This window comes from Streptomyces calidiresistens (assembly GCF_014141525.1).
In the GTDB taxonomy this organism is placed as follows: Bacteria; Actinomycetota; Actinomycetes; order Streptomycetales; family Streptomycetaceae; genus Streptomyces; species Streptomyces calidiresistens.
In genome coordinates this window covers 1-4,702 of record NZ_VKHS01000434.1, presented here as the reverse complement: position 1 = coordinate 4,702, position 4,702 = coordinate 1, and the positions used below count along the sequence as shown (strand labels likewise).

Below are 4,702 nucleotides of genomic sequence, written 5' to 3'. Positions count from 1 at the left end.
CCCGGGGGACGGGCGATCAGAGTCGGACGGTGGCGCGGAAGACGGTGGCGGGGCCGGTGAGGCGGATGGCCGGGGCGCCGGCGGGCACGAAGGCCGACTCGCCGCGCCGCAGGGTCAGGGAGGCGCCGGTGTCGTCGGTGAGGGTCGCGGTCCCCTCGGTGCACAGCAGGATCTGCGGTCGGTCCCCCGACGGGGACGGGCCCTCGGCGCCGGGCGCCAGGACGTACCGGGAGAGGCGGAACTCGTCCACGGGGGTCTCGTAGACCTCCTCGCCGTCGGGGCCCGCCTCCGGCCGGAGCACGCCCGGGTCGCCGCTGTCGAAGATCACCACGCGCAGCAGTTCCGGCACGTCGACGTGCTTGGGGGTCAGGCCGCAGCGCAGCACGTTGTCGGAGTTGGCCATCAGCTCCACACCCAGGCCCCCCAGGTAGGCGTGCGGGATGCCGGCCCCCAGGTAGAGGGCCTCGCCGGGCTGGAGGACGACGTGGTTGAGGAGCATCGCGGCGAGCACCCCGGGGTCCCCGGGGTGGTGGTGGGCGATGCCCGCGTAGGCGGCCAGGGCACGGGCGTGCGGACCGCCCTCCGCCGCCAGGCGTTCGGCCGCCGCGGCGGTTTCCCCGACCACGGGGGCGAGCGCCTCGCGGTCGGTGCCCAGCAGGGCGGTGAGGACCTCCCGCAGGGCGTCCGCCTCGGGGGTGGCCCGCAACAGGTCGGCGTAGGGCTTGAGGCCGTCCACGCCCAGGGAGTCGAGGAGATCGGCGGTGTCGGCGGCGGGGCGGAAGCCGCACAGTCCCTCGAAGGGGGTGAGGGCGCAGATCAGTTCGGGCTTGTGGTTGGCGTCCTTGTAGTTGCGGTGCGGGGCGTCGAGGGGGACGCCGGCGGCCTCCTCGGCCTCCCAGCCGGCACGGGCCTGTTCGAGGTCGGGGTGGACCTGGAGGGAGAGCGGCGCGTCGGCGGCGAGGAGCTTGAGGAGGAAGGGCAGGCGGGGGCCGAAGCTCTCGACGGCCCGGGCACCCAGTTCGCCGGCGGGATCGGCGGCGATGACGGCGTGCAGCGGGGTGGGACCGGCTCCCCGGTCGACCAGGGAGGGCGCTCCGGGGTGGGCCCCCATCCACAGTTCCGCCTGCGGTTCACCGGTGGGTTCGGTGCCGAGCAGCTCCGGGATGGCGGTGGTGGAGCCCCAGGCGTAGGGGCGCACGGGATTGGCGAGACGGTCCATGGCGGTGCGGTCCAGGGGTGGGTGCGGACGGGACGGGATCGGCGGCGACACCGCCGGTGAACGGTCGGGCCTCCCCCCGGTCGACGCGGGAGGGTGTGCCCCGGCCCCGGGCCGATGCCCGGGGCCGGGTCATGATCGGCCGCTGGGGGTGAGCGCGAGGTAAACGGCGGTGAAATCGAGGCGGGTCACCAGGTCGACGAGTCGGGGCAGCGGTTCGCCCGGCTCGGGGACGAACTCGGTGATCGGCACCCCGTGCTCACCGGCCAGGGCCCGGGCGGCGGGCAGCGCCGAGGGGACGGCGGTGCCGTCGGCGTCCGCTCCCTCGGCGCCGGGGCCGGCGTCGCTGCCGTTCGGGCCGTTCGGGCCGTTGGGTCCGGCATCGCCGTTCGGGGGCGTGTCGTGGAGCAGCACGACCCTCGGCAGCAGGGACGGCGGCTCGTCCACCCGGTCGCGGAAGAGGTCCTCGGGGTCCGCGCCGGGGCCCCGCCGGCCCCCGGCGAGCACCGGGCCGTGGGCGGCGAGCGCCTCGGGGAGCGGCGCGGCGAGCGCCGGGAGGCCGGGCAGCGCGGCCATCAGATCGACCGCGTGGTCGGCGGCGGCCCGCCCCAGCGGACCCCGGGACCACAGGAGGGGCAGTACCCCGTCGAGTTCACCGGCCAGGACCTTGGCGGGGTTGCGGTCGTAGGCGGAGGCGGGGCCGCAGAGTCCGGCGACGGCGTCGAGGCGGTCGGCGACGGCCGCCTGGATCGCCGGTCCCGCCTCGCACAGGCCCAGGCGGTCGGCGAGCATCAGCGCGGGGGTGACGGCGGACCAGGCCGGGCCCGGCGCGGCGGGGTGGTCGGCGGTCTCCTCCCGGTCCGGGTGGACCAGGGGCAGGCGGGGGCTGTTGCGCCGGGCGGCCAGTTCCGAGAGCGAGGAGCGCACGGGGGCGATCACGGCGGCGGCGCAGCCCCGGCGCCAGGCACGCTCGAAGAGTTCGCCGAGGCCGGGTTCGCTGCCGTCCGGGCCGAGGATCAGGAGCAGGTCCATCGGGCCGACCCACTCCGGCAGCGGCCAGCGCAGGGCGCCGGGGTCGGCCAGCGGGCCGACCGGCTCGACGCGGTGGACCCGCACGGCGGGTTCGACGAGGGCGTTCAGCGTCCGTGCCAGGAGGGGGCCGGCGGGGGCGGGCCCGGCGACGAGGACGGTGCCGGGACGGCCCTGCGGGGAGAGACGGTGGAGGTCGGACTCCTCGGCCGCCCGGGCGGCGACCCGGACCCGGGCGCCGGCACCGGCGAGCGCCCGCAGCAGGCCGCGCAGGTCGGCGCGGGCCAGGGCGTCGGGGGCGTCGAGCATCGATTCGTCGATCATTGGCGGACTCCGATCGCCCGGGGGGTGCGGGGGTCAGGAGGCCTCGCGGGCCTCGGCCTCGTCCACGAGCAGGATGGGGATGCCGTCGCGCACCGGGTAGGCCAGGCGGCAGGTGTCGGAGGTGCAGACGAGGGCTCCCGTGTCCCCCGTGTCCCCGGTGTCCGGCTTCCCGGTGTCCTCCTCCCGCAGCGGTGCGTGGCAGGCGGGGCAGGCGAGGAGGTCGAGCAGTCCGGCGTCAACGAGCGACATGTGGGGTTCCCCGGGGAGGTCGAAACGGTCCGCGACAGGCGGTTATCGGGGTCGGGGGCGGTACCCGGCCCGTGATTCACCCTACCGGCCGGTCGCCCCACCGGCCACGCACGGCGGGGCCGGTGGAGCGGCGCGGCGGCCCCCGGGATGGTGGGGCCCGCCGCGCCGCGTCGACCGGGGTCAGCCGATCCGGATGAGGCCCAGCACCTCGTCGCGCACCTTGGCGACGGTGGCGGCGTCGTCGGCCTCGACGTTCAGCCGCAGCAGCGGCTCGGTGTTGGAGGCGCGGAGGTTGAACCACCAGTCGTCGGCGCTCACGGTCAGGCCGTCCAGCTCGTCCAGCTCCACGCCGGGGCGGTCGCCGTACGCCTCGCGGACGGCGGCCAGGCTCGCCGCCTGGTCCGCGACGGTGCTGTTGATCTCCCCGGAGGCGGGGTACCGGTCGTACTCGGCGACCAGCCCGGACAGCGGCCGGTCCTGTTCGCCGAGGGCGGCCAGCACGTGCAGGGCGGCGAGCATGCCGGTGTCGGCGTTCCAGAAGTCCCGGAAGTAGTAGTGGGCGGAGTGCTCGCCGCCGAAGACGGCGCCGCTGCGGGCCATCTCGGCCTTGATGAAGGAGTGGCCGACCCGGGTGCGCAGGGGCGTGCCGCCGTGCTCGCGGACCACCTCGGCGACGGCCCGGGAGGTGATCAGGTTGTGGATGACCGTCCCGCCGGGGTGCTTGGCCAGTTCCCGGGCGGCGACCAGGGCGGTGACGGCGGAGGGGGAGACGGGCTCGCCCCGCTCGTCGACCACGAAACAGCGGTCGGCGTCGCCGTCGAAGGCCAGGCCGAGGTCGGCGCCGGTCTCCCGCACCCGGGCCTGCAGGTCCACGATGTTGGCGGGGTCCAGGGGGTTGGCCTCGTGGTTGGGGAAGGTGCCGTCCAGCTCGAAGTACAGGGGGTCCAGGGTGATCGGCAGACCCTCCAGGACGGTGGGCACGGTGTGGCCGCCCATGCCGTTGCCCGCGTCCACGACCACCCGCAGCGGGCGGATGCCCTCCAGCGGCACCAGGGTGCGCAGGTGGGCGGCGTAGTCGCGGAGGGTGTCCCGCTCGGTGACACCGCCCTCGGCGACGGCGACGGTCGGGGCGGGCGGGCCCCCGGCGTCGGCCCACTGCTCGACCAGGGCGCGGATCTCGGCCAGGCCGCTGTCCTGCCCGATCGGTGCGGCGCCCGCCCGGCACATCTTGATGCCGTTGTAGCGGGCCGGGTTGTGGCTGGCCGTGAACATCGCGCCGGGCAGCCCCATGGCGCCGCTGGCGTAGTAGAGCTGGTCGGTGGAGCACAGGCCGATGGCGGTCACGTCGGCGCCCCGGCTCGCGGCGCCCTCGGCGAAGGCCCGGGCCAGGCCCGGCGAGGAGGGACGCATGTCGTGGCCGATGACGACGCCGCCGGCGGGGGCGTCCCCGTCCCCGGCGACCTCGGCGAAGGCGGCTCCGAACAGGCGGGCCAGGTCCTCGTCCCACTGGTCCGGGACCACACCCCGTACGTCGTACGCCTTCACGATCTGCGACAGGTCCGGCACAGCTCACCCCTCGTCCTCGATGTGGTTCCCGATGATTCGGCGCGGGGCGTCCCGCCGGTGCGTCGCGGTGCCGGCCCGACCCGGCTCGGCGGCTCCGGGGGGTCGGACGGGCGCGGCGCGGGCGGGCCCCGCCGGCACGGGGCGTCGCTGCCCGGGTGCCCGAACGGTCCGTCGTGCCGGGAACACCCGGTGCGATCGGCTCCGCCAATCTACCGATTGGATGTTACGACCGGGGGGATACGGGCGCATATGCGGACGCCGAAGGTGGGGCCGGCCGGGGATCGCGCCGTCCCGGGTGCCGGGGGGCCGGGCCCGGGG

At 76.4% G+C, this 4,702-nt stretch carries 4 protein-coding genes; all 4 read right to left on the bottom strand.

Annotated elements, in window-relative coordinates; genetic code table 11:
* Positions 1-16: 16 nt before the first annotated feature.
* The 4 genes from manA to FOE67_RS17010 all read right to left on the bottom strand — a co-directional run bounded on the left by manA (position 17) and on the right by FOE67_RS17010 (position 4,384).
* Positions 17-1,219: a mannose-6-phosphate isomerase, class I gene (manA, locus tag FOE67_RS17025; RefSeq protein ID WP_182665210.1), complete on the bottom strand. Its 1,203-nt coding sequence runs from the start codon at positions 1,217-1,219 to the stop codon at positions 17-19.
* Between the two features lie 129 nt (positions 1,220-1,348).
* Positions 1,349-2,569: a phosphoheptose isomerase family protein gene (locus FOE67_RS17020; RefSeq protein WP_182665208.1), complete on the bottom strand. Its 1,221-nt coding sequence runs from the start codon at positions 2,567-2,569 to the stop codon at positions 1,349-1,351.
* A 33-nt stretch (positions 2,570-2,602) separates the two neighbouring features.
* Entirely contained in the window at positions 2,603-2,818 is a 216-nt protein-coding gene (locus tag FOE67_RS17015) for a Trm112 family protein (RefSeq protein ID WP_182665207.1), read from the bottom strand.
* Between the two features lie 180 nt (positions 2,819-2,998).
* Positions 2,999-4,384: a phosphomannomutase/phosphoglucomutase gene (locus tag FOE67_RS17010; protein WP_182665205.1), complete on the bottom strand. Its 1,386-nt coding sequence runs from the start codon at positions 4,382-4,384 to the stop codon at positions 2,999-3,001.
* Positions 4,385-4,702 lie beyond the last annotated feature (318 nt).